The 15098-nt window shown below is 56.8% G+C and carries 15 protein-coding genes; 12 read left to right on the forward strand and 3 right to left on the reverse strand.

Translation table 11 applies throughout. From position 1 onward, the window contains the following. The first annotated feature begins 144 nt into the window (after positions 1 to 144). On the forward strand, positions 145 to 1245 hold the full coding sequence (gene livJ, locus AAIR21_RS13330; RefSeq protein WP_074148115.1) for a branched chain amino acid ABC transporter substrate-binding protein LivJ: 1101 nt from the start codon (positions 145 to 147) through the stop codon (positions 1243 to 1245). An 86-nt stretch (positions 1246 to 1331) separates the two neighbouring features. Here livJ and panM read toward each other — a convergent pair whose 3' ends face one another. Further along, positions 1332 to 1724: an aspartate 1-decarboxylase autocleavage activator PanM gene (panM, locus tag AAIR21_RS13335; RefSeq protein ID WP_020884545.1), complete on the reverse strand. Its 393-nt coding sequence runs from the start codon at positions 1722 to 1724 to the stop codon at positions 1332 to 1334. A gap of 424 nt (positions 1725 to 2148) precedes the next feature. Between panM and livK the strand changes: the two genes are divergently transcribed. From livK to ugpQ, 10 genes are all read left to right on the forward strand, one after another. Then, positions 2149 to 3258, forward strand: coding sequence for a high-affinity branched-chain amino acid ABC transporter substrate-binding protein LivK (livK, locus tag AAIR21_RS13340; protein WP_049022901.1), 1110 nt, complete (start codon positions 2149 to 2151; stop codon positions 3256 to 3258). A 46-nt stretch (positions 3259 to 3304) separates the two neighbouring features. Further along, positions 3305 to 4231, forward strand: coding sequence for a high-affinity branched-chain amino acid ABC transporter permease LivH (livH, locus tag AAIR21_RS13345; RefSeq protein ID WP_020884547.1), 927 nt, complete (start codon positions 3305 to 3307; stop codon positions 4229 to 4231). Continuing rightward, positions 4228 to 5505, forward strand: a complete 1278-nt coding sequence (livM, locus tag AAIR21_RS13350) for a branched chain amino acid ABC transporter permease LivM (RefSeq protein WP_014172003.1) — start codon at positions 4228 to 4230, stop codon at positions 5503 to 5505. Before livH ends, livM begins: the two co-directional genes overlap by 4 nt. Next, positions 5502 to 6269 carry a high-affinity branched-chain amino acid ABC transporter ATP-binding protein LivG gene (livG, locus tag AAIR21_RS13355; protein WP_014172002.1) on the forward strand — a complete coding sequence of 256 codons (768 nt, stop codon included), beginning with the start codon at positions 5502 to 5504 and terminating at the stop codon, positions 6267 to 6269. The genes livM and livG overlap by 4 nt, the downstream gene beginning before the upstream one ends. Before the next feature lies 1 nt (position 6270). After that, positions 6271 to 6984, forward strand: a complete 714-nt coding sequence (gene livF, locus AAIR21_RS13360; protein ID WP_020884549.1) for a high-affinity branched-chain amino acid ABC transporter ATP-binding protein LivF — start codon at positions 6271 to 6273, stop codon at positions 6982 to 6984. A gap of 227 nt (positions 6985 to 7211) precedes the next feature. After that, a complete protein-coding gene (ugpB, locus tag AAIR21_RS13365; RefSeq protein WP_032679132.1) occupies positions 7212 to 8528 on the forward strand; it encodes a sn-glycerol-3-phosphate ABC transporter substrate-binding protein UgpB in 1317 nt (438 codons plus the stop codon). Positions 8529 to 8601: 73 nt separating this feature from the next. Further along, the gene (gene ugpA / locus AAIR21_RS13370) at positions 8602 to 9489 is read left to right on the forward strand and encodes a sn-glycerol-3-phosphate ABC transporter permease UgpA (RefSeq protein WP_183516886.1); all 888 of its coding nucleotides are present in this window, start codon (positions 8602 to 8604) and stop codon (positions 9487 to 9489) included. Further along, positions 9486 to 10331, forward strand: coding sequence for a sn-glycerol-3-phosphate ABC transporter permease UgpE (ugpE, locus tag AAIR21_RS13375; protein WP_014171997.1), 846 nt, complete (start codon positions 9486 to 9488; stop codon positions 10329 to 10331). Before ugpA ends, ugpE begins: the two co-directional genes overlap by 4 nt. Before the next feature lies 1 nt (position 10332). Then, complete coding sequence (locus AAIR21_RS13380; protein WP_020884551.1) at positions 10333 to 11403, forward strand: sn-glycerol-3-phosphate import ATP-binding protein UgpC; 1071 nt, start codon at positions 10333 to 10335, stop codon at positions 11401 to 11403. After that, the gene (ugpQ, locus tag AAIR21_RS13385; RefSeq protein ID WP_183516887.1) at positions 11400 to 12149 is read left to right on the forward strand and encodes a glycerophosphodiester phosphodiesterase; all 750 of its coding nucleotides are present in this window, start codon (positions 11400 to 11402) and stop codon (positions 12147 to 12149) included. The genes AAIR21_RS13380 and ugpQ overlap by 4 nt, the downstream gene beginning before the upstream one ends. Here the strand turns inward: ugpQ and AAIR21_RS13390 are convergent. Continuing rightward, positions 12130 to 12516, reverse strand: a complete 387-nt coding sequence (locus AAIR21_RS13390) for a DUF2756 family protein (RefSeq protein WP_020884553.1) — start codon at positions 12514 to 12516, stop codon at positions 12130 to 12132. The genes ugpQ and AAIR21_RS13390 overlap by 20 nt on opposite strands. A gap of 126 nt (positions 12517 to 12642) precedes the next feature. Here AAIR21_RS13390 and ggt point away from each other — a divergent pair, with 126 nt between their 5' ends. Then, on the forward strand, positions 12643 to 14385 hold the full coding sequence (gene ggt, locus AAIR21_RS13395) for a gamma-glutamyltransferase (RefSeq protein WP_410380044.1): 1743 nt from the start codon (positions 12643 to 12645) through the stop codon (positions 14383 to 14385). Between the two features lie 39 nt (positions 14386 to 14424). Here ggt and yhhY read toward each other — a convergent pair whose 3' ends face one another. Beyond that, on the reverse strand, positions 14425 to 14913 hold the full coding sequence (gene yhhY / locus AAIR21_RS13400) for an N-acetyltransferase (RefSeq protein WP_044866036.1): 489 nt from the start codon (positions 14911 to 14913) through the stop codon (positions 14425 to 14427). Positions 14914 to 15098 lie beyond the last annotated feature (185 nt).

Below are 15098 nucleotides of genomic sequence, written 5' to 3' on the forward strand. Positions count from 1 at the left end.
TTAGCTATTCCAAAATCATAAAAATGGGGTATGTTTTAGCAGAGTATGCTGAAAAAGCGCGACTGTCATACCTATAACTGAAATAAAGCGCTACACAACAACATCACGACAATCGTAATAACCATAATAATGGGGAATCTCAGGATGAATATGAAGGGTAAAGCGTTACTGGCAGGATGTATTGCGTTGGCATTCAGCACGATGGCACAGGCCGATATTAAAGTGGCTGTCGTGGGCGCGATGTCCGGTCCGGTAGCACAGTACGGCGACCAGGAATTTACCGGCGCAGAACAGGCGGTTGCAGACATTAATGCTAAGGGCGGCATCAAGGGCGAAAAACTGCAGATCGTAAAATATGATGATGCCTGTGACCCGAAACAAGCGGTTGCCGTGGCGAACAAAGTGGTGAACGACGGAATCAAATACGTTATCGGTCACCTGTGCTCCTCTTCCACGCAGCCCGCGTCTGATATCTACGAAGACGAAGGCATTCTGATGATCACCCCGGCTGCAACGGCGCCGGAGCTGACCGCACGTGGCTATAAGCTGACCCTGCGTACCACCGGTCTGGATTCAGACCAGGGCCCAACCGCGGCAAAATACATTCTGGACAACGTGAAGCCGAAGCGTATCGCGATTGTTCACGACAAACAGCAGTATGGTGAAGGTCTGGCGCGTGCCGTGCAGGATGGTCTGAAGAAAGGCAATGCCAATGTGGTCTTCTTCGACGGTATCACCGCCGGTGAGAAAGACTTCTCCACTCTGGTGGCGCGTCTGAAGAAAGAGAACATTGATTTCGTTTACTACGGTGGCTATCACCCTGAAATGGGCCAGATCCTGCGTCAGGCACGTGCGGCCGGCCTGAAAACCCAGTTTATGGGTCCGGAAGGGGTTGCGAACGTTTCCCTGTCTAACATCGCCGGTGAGTCTGCTGAAGGCCTGCTGGTGACCAAACCTAAGAACTACGACCAGGTGCCTGCGAACAAACCGATCGTAGATGCCATCAAGGCGAAGAAACAGGATCCAAGCGGCGCGTTTGTCTGGACCACCTACGCTGCGCTGCAGTCTCTGCAGGCGGGTCTGAACCAGTCAGCCGATCCGGCTGAGATTGCCACCTGGCTGAAAGCCCACTCTGTCGATACCGTGATGGGTCCGCTTTCCTGGGATGCGAAGGGCGATCTGAAAGGCTTCGAGTTCGGCGTGTTTGACTGGCATGCTAACGGAACGGCGACCGACGCCAAATAAAAGCAAACGGCAACCTTTCGGTTGCCGTTTTAGTATTTGCTCCCTCTCCTGTGGGAGAGGGGCGGGGGGAGGGCATCAGGCGGCATTCAGCAAACCTGACGTTTCTCCCACCCGTTTTCCTGCGCCGTAAACCCTAACGCCTGCATAAACGCCGCCATCACGCCGCGGTCTTCCACGCCCACGTCGGCCATCCACCAGGAGGTAACGTTCGGGTTTTCACGGATTATCTCTTCAATTAAATACTGCCCCACACCGCGACGACGGGTCACGTCACGTACGCGCAGTGAGTCCAGCGCCCCTTCGGTGCCGCTCAGCGTCACGCGAACCGCGGCGAGCAGACGCTCGTTAAAGCGCGCGGCGTAGATGCGGTGTGTCTCATCGACACGGAGCGACGAAGGGGAATATTCCGGCCAGATCTTGCCCAGGTCGATATGATCCTGGTCGCTAAAGGTCACCAGACGCACGATAGTCAGTTTCATTAGCTGCTTGTCCAAATCAAATTGAGTAGGGGCAGTGTACTCAATTTATTCCCTCAGCGGCTTCCTCTTTTTATCCCGGCTCACCAGGTGATTAGTTTTTTGGCAGCGCGAAGGGCAGTTTGAAAACACATGGATCGAAAAATAAGCAGAATTTTAACCTGAATGGCAGTGAATTATTCGGCGCTTTGTACCGTTATTTTATGCTGCAAACTGCAATTTTATTTGTTTATCTCTGCCTTGTTTCAGAATATTATCTTTGCTTAATCGCCTGAAAAATAGAGATTTTAGTCTGGTTTTTATGAAAAAACTGCGCTAAACCATTAAAGGCGCTGGTAAAAATAGCGTTGTGCATTAAAAGTACAGAATGCTTTTTAACCATAATAAAACAAAATATATACACGACATCACGAATGGGGATTCAGAGATGAAAAGGAACGCGAAGACGTTACTCGCGGGGATGGTTGCATTGGCGATTTCGCATGCAGCCATGGCGGAAGATATTAAGGTTGCTGTAGTGGGTGCGATGTCCGGTCCTGTTGCCCAGTGGGGGGACATGGAGTTCAACGGTGCTCGCCAGGCAATCAAAGACATCAACGCCAAAGGCGGCATCAAAGGCGACAAGCTGGTTGGCGTGGAATATGACGACGCCTGCGATCCCAAACAGGCCGTCGCGGTCGCTAACAAAATCGTGAACGATGGCATCCAGTACGTGATTGGCCACCTGTGCTCGTCGTCCACCCAGCCTGCGTCTGATATCTACGAAGACGAAGGCATTCTGATGATTACCCCGGGCGCAACCAACCCTGAACTGACTCAGCGCGGTTATCAGCACATCATGCGTACTGCCGGTCTGGACTCGTCTCAGGGACCAACCGCCGCCCGATACATCCTCGACACCGTCAAGCCGACGCGCATCGCCATTATTCATGACAAACAGCAGTACGGCGAAGGCCTGGCGCGTTCCGTTCAGGACGGGCTGAAAAAAGGCGGCGCGAATATCGTCTTCTTTGATGGCATCACCGCTGGCGAGAAAGATTTCTCCGCGCTGATCGCCCGTCTGCAAAAAGAGAATATCGATTTTGTTTACTACGGCGGCTACTACCCGGAAATGGGTCAGATGCTGCGTCAGGCGCGTTCGGTCGGGCTGAAAACCCAGTTTATGGGGCCAGAAGGCGTCGGTAACGCCTCCCTGTCGAACATCGCCGGGGACGCAGGCGAAGGCATGCTGGTGACGATGCCAAAACGCTATGACCAGGATCCTGCGAACAAGGCTATCGTAGACGCGCTCAAGGCGCAGAAGAAAGATCCAAGTGGTCCGTACGTCTGGATCACCTACGCGGCGGTGCAGTCTCTGGCAACCGCGCTGGATCGCACCGGCAGCAAAGAACCGCTGGATCTGGTGAAAGATTTAAAAGCACACGGGGCGAACACCGTGATTGGGCCGCTGAACTGGGATGAGAAAGGCGATCTGAAGGGATTTGAGTTTGGTGTCTTTAAGTGGCACGCCGACGGTTCGTCCTCGGTCGCCAAATAATTATCCCACCGCCCGGACCGCCGGGCGGGTATAAAAAGGTTTGCATATGTCCGAGCAGTTTCTCTATTTCCTGCAGCAGATGTTTAACGGCGTCACGCTGGGAAGCACCTACGCGCTGATCGCCATCGGCTACACGATGGTTTACGGCATTATCGGCATGATTAACTTCGCCCACGGCGAGGTCTACATGATCGGTAGCTATGTCTCCTTTATGATTATCGCCGCCCTGATGATGATGGGTATCGACAGCAGCTGGCTGCTGGTCGCCGCCGGGTTTGTCGGCGCGATTGTGATTGCCAGCGCCTATGGCTGGAGCATTGAACGCGTGGCGTACCGGCCGGTGCGTAGCTCCAAACGCCTGATTGCGCTGATCTCCGCCATCGGGATGTCGATCTTCCTGCAAAACTACGTCAGCCTGACGGAAGGCTCGCGCGACGTGGCGCTGCCAAGCCTGTTCAACGGTCAGTGGGTGGTCGGTGCCAGCGAGAACTTCTCTGCCTCTATCACCACCATGCAGCTGGTGATCTGGGTGGTGACCTTCGTTGCAATGCTCGCCCTGACGGTCTTTATCCGCTACTCGCGTATGGGACGCGCCTGCCGTGCCTGCGCTGAAGATCTGAAGATGGCGAGCCTGCTTGGCATCAACACCGACCGCGTTATCGCCCTGACCTTTGTGATTGGGGCAGCGATGGCGGCGGTCGCGGGTGTCCTGCTGGGGCAGTTCTACGGCGTTATCAACCCGTACATCGGCTTTATGGCCGGGATGAAAGCTTTCACCGCGGCGGTCCTGGGCGGTATCGGCAGTATTCCTGGCGCGATGATTGGCGGCCTGATCCTGGGCGTGGCCGAAGCGCTCTCCTCCGCGTATCTGAGTACGGAATATAAAGATGTGGTGTCGTTTGCCCTGCTGATTCTGGTTCTGCTGGTAATGCCTACCGGTATTCTGGGTCGTCCGGAGGTAGAGAAAGTATGAAACCGATGCATTTCGCAATGGCGCTCCTCTCAGCCGCCATGTTCTTCGTGCTGGCAGGCGTCTTTATGGGCGTCCAGTTAGAGCTGGACGGCACAAAACTGGTGGTGGATACCGCCGCCGACATTCGCTGGCAGTGGATATTCATTGGCACCGCGGTTGTGTTTCTGTTCCAGATGCTGCGTCCTGTGTTCCAGAAGACGCTGAAAAGTGTCTCCGGTCCGAAATTCGTTCTGCCGGCTCTCGACGGCTCAACCGTTAAGCAGAAGCTGTTCTTCGTGGCGCTGCTGGTGGCTGCGGTGGCGTGGCCGTTTGTGGTCTCTCGCGGTACGGTCGATATCGCGACCCTGACCATGATCTACGTGATCCTCGGTCTGGGCCTGAACGTAGTGGTGGGGCTGTCTGGCCTGCTGGTGCTGGGCTACGGTGGTTTCTACGCCATCGGGGCCTATACCTTCGCGCTGCTGAACCACTATTACGGTCTCGGCTTCTGGACCTGTCTGCCGCTGGCGGGCCTGGTCTCCGCCGCGGCGGGCTTCCTGCTGGGCTTCCCGGTCTTACGCCTGCGCGGTGACTATCTGGCGATTGTGACTTTAGGCTTCGGCGAAATCGTGCGTATCCTGCTGCTTAACAACACCGAAGTGACCGGCGGCCCGAACGGGATCAGCCAGATCCCGAAACCGACCTTCTTTGGTCTGGAGTTCAGCCGTACGGCTCGCGAAGGGGGCTGGGATACTTTCAGCAACTTCTTTGGCGTGAAGTACGATCCGTCCGACCGGGTGATTTGGCTCTACCTGGTGGCGCTGCTGCTGGTGGTGCTTACCCTGTTTGTGATTAACCGTCTGCTGCGTATGCCGCTGGGCCGTGCGTGGGAAGCGCTGCGTGAAGATGAAATCGCCTGCCGTTCACTGGGCCTCAACCCGACCCGCATCAAGCTGACCGCGTTTACCATCAGCGCCGCGTTTGCCGGTTTTGCCGGTACGCTGTTTGCCGCGCGTCAGGGCTTTGTCAGCCCCGAATCGTTTACCTTTGCTGAATCTGCCTTTGTGCTGGCGATTGTGGTGCTCGGCGGTATGGGCTCGCAGTTTGCCGTTATCCTGGCGGCCATTCTGCTGGTGGTCTCCCGTGAGCTGATGCGTGACTTTAACGAATACAGCATGCTTATGCTGGGTGGTTTGATGGTGCTGATGATGATCTGGCGTCCGCAGGGCTTGCTGCCGATGACCCGTCCACAGCTGAAGCTGAAAAACGGGCAAGCGAAAGGAGAGCAGGCATGAGCCAGCCATTATTATCCGTTAACGGCCTGATGATGCGTTTTGGCGGCCTGCTGGCCGTCAACAACGTGAATCTGGATCTGCACAAGAAAGAGATTGTCTCCCTGATTGGCCCTAACGGCGCGGGGAAAACCACGGTCTTTAACTGCCTGACCGGTTTCTACAAGCCGACGGGTGGCACCATCAAGCTGCGCGACCAGCATCTGGAAGGGCTTCCGGGCCAGCAGATTGCCCGCATGGGGGTGGTGCGTACCTTCCAGCACGTGCGTCTGTTCCGCGAGATGACGGTGATAGAGAACCTGCTGGTGGCGCAACACCTGCAGCTCAAAACCGGCCTTTTCTCTGGCCTGCTGAAAACCCCGGCCTTCCGCCGTGCTCAGGATGAAGCGCTCGACCGCGCCGCCACCTGGCTCGACCGTATCGGCCTGCTGCAGCATGCGAACCGTCAGGCCAGCAACCTGGCCTACGGTGACCAGCGCCGTCTGGAGATCGTGCGCTGCATGGTGACGCAGCCAGAAATCCTGATGCTCGATGAACCGGCGGCAGGGCTTAACCCGAAAGAGACCAAAGAGCTGGACGAGTTGATTGCCGAACTGCGCGATCATCATGACACCACCATCCTGCTGATTGAGCATGATATGAAGCTGGTGATGGGCATTTCTGACCGTATCTACGTGGTAAACCAGGGCACGCCGCTGGCAAACGGGACGCCGGAAGAGATCCGCAACAACCCGGACGTGATCCGTGCATACCTGGGTGAGGCATAAGATGGAAAAAGCGATGTTAACGTTCGACAAGGTTAATGCTCACTACGGCAAGATACAGGCGCTGCACGACGTCAGCCTGCATATCAATCAGGGCGAAATCGTCACCCTGATTGGCGCGAACGGTGCGGGTAAAACCACGCTGCTCGGCACCCTGTGCGGCGACCCGCGCGCCACCAGCGGGCGGATTGTCTTTGATGGCAAAGATATTACCGACTGGCAAACCGCCAGAATCATGCGTGAAGCGGTAGCGATTGTCCCGGAAGGGCGTCGCGTCTTCTCACGAATGACGGTGGAAGAGAACCTCGCGATGGGCGGCTTCTTTGCTGACCGCGACCAGTACCAGTCCCGCATCAAATGGGTCTATGAGCTGTTTCCACGTTTGTGGGAGCGCCGTATTCAGCGGGCCGGCACGATGTCTGGTGGTGAACAGCAGATGCTGGCGATTGGCCGCGCGCTGATGAGCCAGCCGCGTTTGCTGCTGCTGGATGAACCGTCGCTCGGTCTTGCGCCGATCATCATTCAGCAAATCTTCGACACCATCGAACAGCTGCGTAAAGAGGGGATGACCATCTTCCTCGTCGAGCAGAACGCCAACCAGGCGCTGAAGCTCGCCGACCGCGGCTACGTGCTGGAAAACGGCCACGTGGTGCTCTCCGATACAGGCGACGCGCTGCTGGCAAACGAAGCGGTGCGAAGCGCCTATCTCGGCGGCTAGATAAAAGCAAAAGCAAAAAGGCAACGTCAGTTGCCTTTTTTCATGCAGGGCACCAGACCGCACCGAACTTACCCCAACCGCCTTCACACAACCATCATCCGCCTGACGTTTTGTTGTCATCTCACTGTAAAGAAACAGTTATTTTTCTGTCATTCGAGCATGTCATGTTACCTCGCGAGCATAAAAACGCGTGATATCGCGCATCCGGCACAATAAGAGAGATGACAATGACATCGTTACGACACACAGCTTTGGGTCTGGCAATGGGGCTGACTTTTGCGGCGAACGCAATGGCTGTCACCACCATTCCGTTCTGGCATTCCATGGAAGGGGAGTTGGGTAAAGAAGTTGACTCCCTGGCGCAGCGTTTCAACGACACCCATCCGGATTACAAAATTGTGCCGGTGTACAAAGGTAACTACGAGCAGAGCCTGAGCGCGGGCATTGCCGCTTTCCGTACCGGTAATGCACCTGCGCTGCTTCAGGTTTACGAAGTCGGTACTGCGACCATGATGGCCTCTAAAGCCATTAAACCGGTCTACGAAGTGTTTAAAGACGCAGGTATCAACTTCGACGAATCGCAATTCGTGCCGACCGTGGCGGGTTACTACACCGATTCCAAAACCGGTCATCTGCTGTCTCAGCCGTTTAACAGCTCCACGCCGGTGCTGTACTACAACAAAGACGCCTTCAAGAAAGCCGGTTTAGATCCGGAACAACCGCCAAAAACCTGGCAGGATCTGGCGGCGTACACCGCTAAGCTGAAAGCGGCGGGGATGAAGTGCGGCTACGCCAGCGGCTGGCAGGGCTGGATCCAGATTGAAAACTTCAGCGCCTGGCACGGCTTGCCGGTGGCCACCAAAAACAACGGCTTCGACGGCACCGACGCGGTACTGGAGTTCAACAAGCCAGAGCAGGTGAAGCACATCGCTCTGCTTGCCGATCTCAACAAGAAGGGCGATTTCAGCTACTTCGGGCGTAAAGACGAATCCACCGAGAAGTTCTACAACGGTGACTGCGCGATTACGACCGCCTCTTCCGGCTCTCTGGCGGATATCCGTCATTACGCAAAATTCAACTACGGCGTAGGCATGATGCCTTACGACGCTGACGTGAAAGGTGCACCGCAGAACGCCATCATCGGTGGGGCGAGCCTGTGGGTCATGCAGGGCAAAGACAAGGGCACCTACAAGGGCGTGGCCGAGTTCCTCGACTTCCTGGCGAAGCCAGAGAATGCCGCCGAATGGCATCAGAAAACCGGCTACCTGCCTATCACCACGGCCGCGTATGACCTGACCCGCGAGCAGGGCTTCTACAGCAAAAACCCGGGCGCGGATATCGCGACGCGTCAGATGCTCAACAAGCCGCCATTGCCGTTCACCAAAGGCCTGCGTCTGGGGAACATGCCGCAGATCCGTACCATCGTAGATGAAGAGCTGGAAAGCGTGTGGACCGGGAAGAAAACCCCACAGCAGGCGCTGGATTCTGCGGTAGAGCGCGGTAATCAGCTGCTGCGCCGCTTTGAGCAATCAACAAAGTCTTAATCATTTTACCCTCATCCTGTCCCTCTCCCTTCGGGAAGGGCTGGGGTGAGGGCTACCTACGCTGAGCTAAACTATGTCCTCATCCCGTCCGGTGTTCCGTTCGCGCTGGCTGCCGTATTTGCTGGTCGCGCCGCAGCTGGTCATCACCGTTATCTTCTTTATCTGGCCTGCGGGCGAGGCGCTCTGGTACTCGGTACAAAGCGTCGATCCGTTTGGGCTTTCCAGCCAGTTTGTCGGGCTGGACAACTTTACCGCGCTGTTCCATGACAGCTATTACCTCGACGCCTTCTGGACGACCATGAAGTTCAGCGCGATGGTCACTGTTAGCGGCCTTGTCGCATCGCTCTTTTTCGCGGCGCTGGTGGATTACGTGGTGCGCGGCAGCCGTCTGTATCAGACGCTGATGCTGCTACCTTACGCCGTGGCGCCTGCCGTCGCCGCCGTGCTGTGGATCTTCCTGTTTAACCCAGGGCGCGGGCTGATTACCCATTTCCTGGCGGAGTTCGGCTACGACTGGAACCACGCCCAGAACAGCGGTCAGGCGATGTTCCTGGTGGTCTTCGCGTCGGTGTGGAAACAGATCAGCTACAACTTCCTGTTCTTCTTTGCTGCGCTGCAGTCTATTCCGCGCTCGCTGGTTGAAGCCGCGGCGATTGATGGTGCAGGGCCGGTCCGTCGTTTCTTTAGGCTGTCACTGCCGCTGATTGCCCCGGTGAGTTTCTTCCTGCTGGTGGTCAACCTGGTTTACGCCTTCTTCGACACCTTCCCGGTGATCGACGCCGCCACGGCCGGTGGCCCGGTGCAGGCCACGACGACGCTTATCTATAAGATCTATCGCGAAGGCTTTGCCGGTCTGGATCTCTCGGCATCCGCCGCCCAGTCGGTCGTGTTGATGTTCCTCGTCATCCTTCTCACGGTAGTGCAGTTCCGTTATGTCGAAAGTAAGGTGCGCTACCAATGATCGAGAACCGTCGCGGGCTGACGATGTTCAGCCACACCATGCTGATTTTGGGCATCATCGTCATTCTGTTCCCGCTGTATGTGGCCTTCGTTGCCGCCACGCTGGACACCAAAGCGGTGTTTGATACGCCGATGACGTTGATCCCAGGCGGGCATCTTTTCGAAAACATGAAAACCATCTGGACCCAGGGCGTGGGCGCTAACAGCGCGCCATTCTGGCTGATGATGCTGAACAGCTTCATCATGGCGTTCGGTATTACGGTGGGCAAAATCACGGTGTCGATGCTCTCGGCCTTCGCCATCGTCTGGTTCCGCTTTCCCCTGCGTAACCTGTTCTTCTGGATGATCTTCATCACCCTGATGCTGCCGGTCGAAGTGCGTATCTTCCCGACGGTGGAAGTGATCGCCAACCTGAAGATGCTGGACAGCTACGCAGGTTTAACCCTGCCGCTGATGGCCTCGGCCACCGCCACCTTCCTGTTCCGCCAGTTCTTTATGACCCTGCCGGACGAGCTGATTGAGGCCGCGCGTATTGACGGTGCCTCGCCGATGCGCTTCTTCCGTGACATCGTGCTGCCGCTGTCGAAAACCAACCTTGCGGCGCTGTTTGTCATCACCTTTATCTACGGCTGGAACCAGTATCTGTGGCCGCTGCTGATTATTCAGGACGTCAATCTTGGCACCGCCGTGGCGGGCATCAAAGGCATGATCGCCACCGGTGAAGGCACCACGCTCTGGAATCAGGTGATGGCGGCGATGCTGCTCACCCTTATCCCCCCGGTCGTTATCGTTTTAGCCATGCAACGTGCGTTCGTGCGTGGTTTAGTGGACAGTGAGAAATAAGATGGCAGGTTTAAAATTACAGGCAGTGACCAAAAGCTGGGACAACAAAACCCAGGTCATTCAGCCGTTAACGCTCGACGTGGCGGACGGGGAGTTTATCGTGATGGTTGGCCCGTCAGGCTGCGGCAAATCGACGCTGCTGCGTATGGTTGCCGGGCTTGAACGTGTGACCAGCGGCGATATATGGATCGATCGCCAGCGCGTGACCGAGATGGAGCCGAAGGACCGGGGCATCGCGATGGTGTTTCAGAACTACGCCCTTTATCCGCACATGAGCGTGGAAGAGAACATGGCATGGGGGCTGAAAATCCGCGGGATGGGCAAAAGCCATATCGATGAGCGCGTGAAAGAGGCGGCGCGTATTCTGGAGCTGGATGGCCTGCTCAAGCGCCGTCCGCGTGAACTGTCCGGCGGACAGCGCCAGCGCGTGGCGATGGGGCGCGCCATTGTGCGTGACCCTGCGGTGTTCCTGTTCGACGAGCCGCTCTCAAACCTTGATGCCAAGCTGCGCGTGCAGATGCGCCTTGAGCTGCAGCAACTGCACCGTCGTCTGAAAACCACCTCCCTGTATGTGACGCACGATCAGGTGGAAGCGATGACCCTCGCTCAGCGCGTGATGGTGATGAACAAAGGCGTCGCCGAGCAGATTGGCACCCCGGTAGAGGTATACGAGAAACCGGCCTCCCGCTTTGTGGCGAGCTTTATTGGCAGCCCGGCGATGAACCTGCTGGAAGGACGGATCAGCAGCGCCGGTACGCACTTTGAGCTGGAAAGTGGGATGGCGCTGCCCGTAAACGGGTACTATCGTGGCTATGCCGGGCGTAAGATGACGCTCGGTATCCGCCCGGAACATATTGGGTTAACCTCACAGGCGGAAGGCGGCGTGCCGCTGGTCATGGACACGCTGGAGATGCTGGGGGCTGACAACCTGGCGCACGGACGTTGGGGTGAACAAAAAATGGTGGTGCGTCTGGCCCATCAGGAGCGCCCTAAAGCAGGCAGCACACTGTGGCTGCATCTGCCGGAAAATCACCTGCACGTATTCGACGGTGAAACAGGACAACGTATATGAGTAACTGGCCTTATCCCCACATCGTCGCCCACCGGGGCGGCGGTAAACTGGCGCCGGAAAACACGCTGGCGGCTATCGATATGGGCGCGCATTACGGTCACACGATGATCGAGTTCGACGCCAAGCTATCGAAAGACGGCGAGATTTTCCTTCTGCATGATGACAACCTCGAACGCACCAGCAATGGCTGGGGCGTAGCGGGAGACCTGCCGTGGCGCGATCTGCTGAACGTCGACGCCGGAAGCTGGTACAGCAGCGCGTTCAAAGGCGAGCCGCTGCCTCTGCTGGCGGAAGTGGCCGACCGCTGTCGCCTGCATGGCATGATGGCCAATATCGAAATCAAACCAACCACCGGCACCGGGCCGCTCACAGGTAAAGTCATTGCGCTGGCCGCGCGTGAGCTGTGGGAGGGCATGACGCCACCCCTGCTGTCGTCGTTTGACATTGATGCCCTGGAGGCGGCGCAGGCGTCCGTTCCGGCGTTGCCGCGCGGACTGCTACTCGACACGTGGCGTGATGACTGGCGTGAGCTGACCAGCCGTTTAGGGTGTGTGTCGATTCACCTGAACCACGCGCTGCTGGATGAGGCACGGGTAAACGTGTTGAAAGAGGCAGGGCTGCATATTCTGGTCTATACCGTCAACAAACCTCAGCGCGCGGCGGAGCTGCTGCGCTGGGGGGTGGACAGCATCTGCACCGATGCGATTGACGTGATCGGCCCGAACTTTAGTTCTGCGAAGAATTAAGCATCCCGCCATTCGACGGTGACTGGGACGGCAGCATATGCTGCTGTCCGCTGCCCGACGAGGTCATGCCGCCCAGCATTCCGCCGTTCGGGTTAGGCAGCGGCTGCTCACGCACCTGACCCTGCTGTATGCGCTGGGTGTTGGTGTTCATCTGGTTTTGCAGGCTTTGCTGCTGCATCTGGGTCTGCGTTTTCAACTGCTGGTTTAGCATCCCTTTCTGCTGTTGCTGCTGGCTCATCATCTCCGTTTGCATACGCTGCTGGCTTGGAATGACGTAGCCCTGCTGGTTCGGGTTGTTCATCGTATTGAGTGGCTGTGCGAGCGCGGCAAACGGAAGCAGCGCCGTAAGAATCAGTAAGCGTTTCATTGTCATCTCCTTCTTTTGAGGCTTCTCTTAAGTTTACCCTGATTTCACCATGACGATGATTTTTTAGGAGTTGTGAACCAGGCTTAAGCGGGGAATATGGCCCTCTTCACCTGGAGAACAATAATGATGAAACCAACGTTTTTGCGCTGGATAGCGATCGCCGCGCTGATGGCAGGCGGCACATTTAGCGTGGCGGCCAACCCGCCAGCGGCTCCGCCAGTCTCGTACGGCGTGGAGGAAGATGTTTTTCATCCCGTGCGGGCAACGCAGGGTATGGTGGCGTCGGTGGATGCGCTGGCAACGAAAGTGGGCGTCGATATTCTCCGTCAGGGCGGTAATGCGGTGGATGCGGCAGTCGCGGTGGGCTATGCGCTGGCGGTGACGCATCCGCAGGCGGGGAACCTGGGCGGCGGCGGCTTTATGATGCTGCGGACCAAAGACGGCAAAACCACCGCCATCGACTTCCGTGAGATGGCCCCCGGACAGGCTTCCCGCGATATGTTCCTTGACGATCAAGGCAACCCGGACAGCAAAAAATCCCTGACCTCGCATCTCGCCTCCGGTACGCCGGGCACCGTCGCAGGCTTCTCCCTGGCGCTGGAAAAATATGGCACCCTGCCGCTCAACAAAGTGGTACAGCCTGCGATTAAGCTCGCCCGCGAAGGTTTTGTGGTGAATGACGCCCTGGCTGACGATCTTAAAACCTATGGCAGCGAAGTGATTCCGAATCACGAAAACAGCAAGGCTATCTTCTGGAAAGACGGCGAACCGCTGAAGAAGGGCGATAAGCTGGTGCAAAAGAACCTGGCGAAAAGTCTGGAGCTGATCGCGGAGCACGGCCCGGATGCGTTCTACAAAGGGGCGATTGCCGACCAGATTGCCGAAGAGATGCAAAAGAACGGTGGGCTTATCACCAAAGCGGATCTCGCGGAGTACAAGGCCGTCGAGCGTGAGCCGATTCACGGAAGCTATCGCGGCTATGACGTTTTCTCGATGCCGCCTCCGTCTTCCGGCGGCATTCACATCGTGCAGATCCTCAACATTCTTGAAAACTTCGATATGCACAAGTTCGGCTTCGGCAGTGCGGATGCCATGCAGGTGATGGCAGAGGCGGAAAAACGCGCCTACGCCGACCGTTCAGAATACCTGGGCGACCCGGACTTCGTGAAGGTGCCGTGGCAGGCGCTGACCAATAAAGCCTATGCCAAATCGATTGCTGATGAGATTGACATCAACAAGGCCAAACCGTCGAGCGAGATCCGCCCGGGCAAGCTGGCACCGTATGAGAGCAACCAGACCACCCACTTCTCGGTGGTGGATAAAGACGGTAACGCGGTGGCGGTGACCTATACCCTCAACACCACCTTTGGTACAGGCATCGTGGCAGGCAACAGCGGGATTCTGCTCAATAACGAGATGGATGACTTCTCGGCCAAACCGGGCGTGCCGAACGTCTACGGGCTGGTGGGTGGGGATGCAAATGCGGTCGGGCCGAAGAAGCGTCCGCTGTCGTCCATGTCGCCTACCATCGTGGTCAAAGACGGTAAAACCTGGCTGGTGACAGGCAGCCCTTGCGGCAGCCGTATTATCACCACGGTGCTGCAGATGGTGGTGAACAGTATCGATTTCGGGATGAACGTCGCCGAAGCGACCAACGCGCCGCGCTTCCACCACCAGTGGCTGCCGGATGAGCTGCGTGTTGAGAAGGGCTTTAGCCCGGATACCATCAAGCTGCTGGAGCAGCGCGGACAGAAGGTGGCGCTGAAAGAGGCAATGGGCAGCACCCAGAGCATTATGGTCGGCCCGGACGGCACGCTGTTTGGGGCCTCGGATCCGCGTTCGGTGGATGATTTGACGGCGGGGTTCTGATTTTATTGCCCGATAAGCGTCGCGCTACCGGGCAATTTATCACTTCAGCCGCGCCATGTAATACGCGTCCACATAGTCGCCGTTACGCAGGGCGAAGTTCCTGCCGGTCCCTTCGATTTCAAACCCAAACTTCTTATACAGCGCAAGTGCCGCAGGGTTATCCGCAAAAACCGTGAGCTCAATGCGTTCAATGCGCAACCAGTTGTCGCAGAGATTGACCATTTCGCGCATGAGCGCATGACCCACACCGCGTCCCTGTACATCAGCGGCCACGCTAATGCCGAACGTTGCAACGTGGCTGCGGCGGGGATTTTCCATCACATCGAGTGCCATATGGCCAACCACTCGCTGGTCAAGACAGGCGACGAGATGCCGTCTTCCCGGTTTCGTCGCGACCCGGTCATGCCACATATCCATTGAGGGATGGGGAAGTTGTAGCGTGTCGTGATACACCCCAGGATGCGACATAATGTCACGTAGCGCTTCTGCATCGCGGGCTTCGATATGGCGTATCACAATCTCACTCATTCCTTCATCCTCAATCAGTTAAACGTCCATTCCAACATCAGTGAGATTAAAATTTGAGTCAACTGCTAATTTTTGCAAAAAAGATTGGACAAGTGCGAATGAGAATGATTATTATTGCTCTGCGTTCAGGAAGACCCCTACGGGAACCTGAAAGCACGACATTGCTCACATTGCTTCCAGTATTA

Origin of the sequence: Enterobacter sp. PTB (assembly GCF_051130085.1) — a bacterium.
In the GTDB taxonomy this organism is placed as follows: domain Bacteria; phylum Pseudomonadota; class Gammaproteobacteria; order Enterobacterales; family Enterobacteriaceae; genus Enterobacter; species Enterobacter ludwigii.

Coding starts and splice junctions, on each gene's coding strand:
- livJ (WP_074148115.1), top strand. CDS start 145: ATGAATATGAAGGGTAAAGCGTTACTGGCAGGATGTATTGCGTTGGCA.
- panM (WP_020884545.1), bottom strand. CDS start 1,724: ATGAAACTGACTATCGTGCGTCTGGTGACCTTTAGCGACCAGGATCAT.
- livK (WP_049022901.1), top strand. CDS start 2,149: ATGAAAAGGAACGCGAAGACGTTACTCGCGGGGATGGTTGCATTGGCG.
- livH (WP_020884547.1), top strand. CDS start 3,305: ATGTCCGAGCAGTTTCTCTATTTCCTGCAGCAGATGTTTAACGGCGTC.
- livM (WP_014172003.1), top strand. CDS start 4,228: ATGAAACCGATGCATTTCGCAATGGCGCTCCTCTCAGCCGCCATGTTC.
- livG (WP_014172002.1), top strand. CDS start 5,502: ATGAGCCAGCCATTATTATCCGTTAACGGCCTGATGATGCGTTTTGGC.
- livF (WP_020884549.1), top strand. CDS start 6,271: ATGGAAAAAGCGATGTTAACGTTCGACAAGGTTAATGCTCACTACGGC.
- ugpB (WP_032679132.1), top strand. CDS start 7,212: ATGACATCGTTACGACACACAGCTTTGGGTCTGGCAATGGGGCTGACT.
- ugpA (WP_183516886.1), top strand. CDS start 8,602: ATGTCCTCATCCCGTCCGGTGTTCCGTTCGCGCTGGCTGCCGTATTTG.
- ugpE (WP_014171997.1), top strand. CDS start 9,486: ATGATCGAGAACCGTCGCGGGCTGACGATGTTCAGCCACACCATGCTG.
- AAIR21_RS13380 (WP_020884551.1), top strand. CDS start 10,333: ATGGCAGGTTTAAAATTACAGGCAGTGACCAAAAGCTGGGACAACAAA.
- ugpQ (WP_183516887.1), top strand. CDS start 11,400: ATGAGTAACTGGCCTTATCCCCACATCGTCGCCCACCGGGGCGGCGGT.
- AAIR21_RS13390 (WP_020884553.1), bottom strand. CDS start 12,516: ATGAAACGCTTACTGATTCTTACGGCGCTGCTTCCGTTTGCCGCGCTC.
- ggt (WP_410380044.1), top strand. CDS start 12,643: ATGAAACCAACGTTTTTGCGCTGGATAGCGATCGCCGCGCTGATGGCA.
- yhhY (WP_044866036.1), bottom strand. CDS start 14,913: ATGAGTGAGATTGTGATACGCCATATCGAAGCCCGCGATGCAGAAGCG.